The organism is Modicisalibacter luteus DSM 23508 (assembly GCF_000378505.1).
Taxonomy (GTDB): Bacteria; Pseudomonadota; Gammaproteobacteria; order Pseudomonadales; family Halomonadaceae; genus Modicisalibacter; species Modicisalibacter luteus.
The window spans coordinates 1-2,429 of sequence record NZ_KB900028.1 but is presented as its reverse complement, the minus strand read 5'-3'; the positions used below and the strand labels follow the sequence as shown (position 1 = coordinate 2,429).

Here is a 2,429-nt window from a genome sequence, read left to right as displayed (position 1 = left end):
CCTCGCCGAGCCTTATCGCAGGCTTCCACGTCCTTCATCGCCTCTGGCTGCCTAGGCATCCACCGTATGCGCTTAATCGCTTGACCATATAACCCCAAGGGGTCTTTTGGTTAGCGATCGCTACGACATTGCCGGATACGCTTGAGTCGTATCACTTACAATTTGTCAGCTTGATTCACATTGTTAAAGAGCGACTGTCAATCGACAGTCACAAACCGGTCATCGCATTAAACGACGATAAGCTTGTGACTGCGGACTATCAGGTAACTGTCGGGGAAGTGGTGGAGCCAAGCGGGATCGAACCGCTGACCTCCTGCGTGCAAGGCAGGCGCTCTCCCAGCTGAGCTATGGCCCCTTTTCGAAACCGATGAAAGTGTCCAGCTTCTACTTTCACGGTTAAATCTTTTCAAGCCAAGGCGAATCGATGCGACGCATAGCCTGCTATGCAAGAAGCGATTCAACGCGGGATTGGAAAGATTTGGTGGGTCTGGGCAGACTTGAACTGCCGACCTCACCCTTATCAGGGGTGCGCTCTAACCAACTGAGCTACAGACCCAAACAGTCTTTGCTCTGGCCGATCAGGTAATTCATTGTGAGCACTTGCCGCGATGCGGGACTTCGTCGTTTAAGGAGGTGATCCAGCCGCAGGTTCCCCTACGGCTACCTTGTTACGACTTCACCCCAGTCATGAACCACACCGTGGTGATCGCCCTCCGAAGTTAGGCTAACCACTTCTGGTGCAGTCCACTCCCATGGTGTGACGGGCGGTGTGTACAAGGCCCGGGAACGTATTCACCGTGACATTCTGATTCACGATTACTAGCGATTCCGACTTCACGGAGTCGAGTTGCAGACTCCGATCCGGACTGAGGCAGGCTTTCTGGGATTAGCTCCACGTCGCCGTCTTGCGACCCTTTGTACCTGCCATTGTAGCACGTGTGTAGCCCTACCCGTAAGGGCCATGATGACTTGACGTCGTCCCCACCTTCCTCCGGTTTGTCACCGGCAGTCTCCCTAGAGTTCCCGACCGAATCGCTGGCAAATAGGGACAAGGGTTGCGCTCGTTACGGGACTTAACCCAACATTTCACAACACGAGCTGACGACAGCCATGCAGCACCTGTCACTCGGTTCCCGAAGGCACTCCGCCATCTCTGGCGGATTCCGAGGATGTCAAGGGTAGGTAAGGTTCTTCGCGTTGCATCGAATTAAACCACATGCTCCACCGCTTGTGCGGGCCCCCGTCAATTCATTTGAGTTTTAACCTTGCGGCCGTACTCCCCAGGCGGTCGACTTATCGCGTTAACTGCGCCACTAAGAACTCGAGGCTCCCAACGGCTAGTCGACATCGTTTACGGCGTGGACTACCAGGGTATCTAATCCTGTTTGCTACCCACGCTTTCGCACCTCAGCGTCAGTGTCAGTCCAGAAGGCCGCCTTCGCCACTGGTATTCCTCCCGATCTCTACGCATTTCACCGCTACACCGGGAATTCTACCTTCCTCTCCTGCACTCTAGCCTGACAGTTCCGGATGCCGTTCCCAGGTTGAGCCCGGGGCTTTCACAACCGGCTTATCACGCCGCCTACGCGCGCTTTACGCCCAGTAATTCCGATTAACGCTCGCACCCTCCGTATTACCGCGGCTGCTGGCACGGAGTTAGCCGGTGCTTCTTCTGTGGGTGATGTCGTTCCTGCCGGGTATTAGCCGACAGGCTTTCTTCCCCACTGAAAGTGCTTTACAACCCGAAAGCCTTCTTCACACACGCGGCATGGCTGGATCAGGCTTTCGCCCATTGTCCAATATTCCCCACTGCTGCCTCCCGTAGGAGTCTGGGCCGTGTCTCAGTCCCAGTGTGGCTGATCATCCTCTCAGACCAGCTACGGATCGTCGCCTTGGTAGGCCATTACCCTACCAACTAGCTAATCCGGCATAGGCTCATCCGATAGCGCAAGGTCCGAAGATCCCCTGCTTTCTCCCGTAGGACGTATGCGGTATTAGCCTGAGTTTCCCCAGGTTATCCCCCACTACCGGGCAGATTCCTATGCATTACTCACCCGTCCGCCGCTCGCCGGCGAGGTGCAAGCACCTCCCGCTGCCGCTCGACTTGCATGTGTTAGGCCTGCCGCCAGCGTTCAATCTGAGCCATGATCAAACTCTTCAGTTTAAAATCATATAGTCCGTTAAGCGGACCAAACTTGGCTCAAGGTTCAAACGAATTCATCTGTTGACGAGTCGCTTGCCTTGATTTTCGGTGACTGGTCACCGCATCATCGACAAGCGCCCACATGAATTACCTGATCGATTGTTAAAGAGCGTTGCAACTGGAAGCGAGCACTGCATGCTGACTTCCTCACCCCTCGGGGCTGCCTCGTTGCGAGAGGGCGTATTCTACCGATCCGGGCCGCGCTGTCAAGCCGCTGTTTTCGCCG

At 55.3% G+C, this 2,429-nt stretch carries 2 tRNA genes and 2 rRNA genes; all 4 read right to left on the bottom strand.

Annotated elements, in window-relative coordinates:
- Positions 1-86: ribosomal RNA gene (locus F568_RS0121840) — 23S ribosomal RNA — on the bottom strand; the annotation flags it as partial.
- A 193-nt stretch (positions 87-279) separates the two neighbouring features.
- A tRNA-Ala gene (locus F568_RS0121835) sits at positions 280-355 on the bottom strand.
- Between the two features lie 124 nt (positions 356-479).
- Positions 480-556, bottom strand: a tRNA-Ile gene (locus F568_RS0121830).
- Positions 557-626: 70 nt separating this feature from the next.
- Positions 627-2,164: ribosomal RNA gene (locus tag F568_RS0121825) — 16S ribosomal RNA — on the bottom strand.
- Positions 2,165-2,429: the final 265 nt, after the last annotated feature.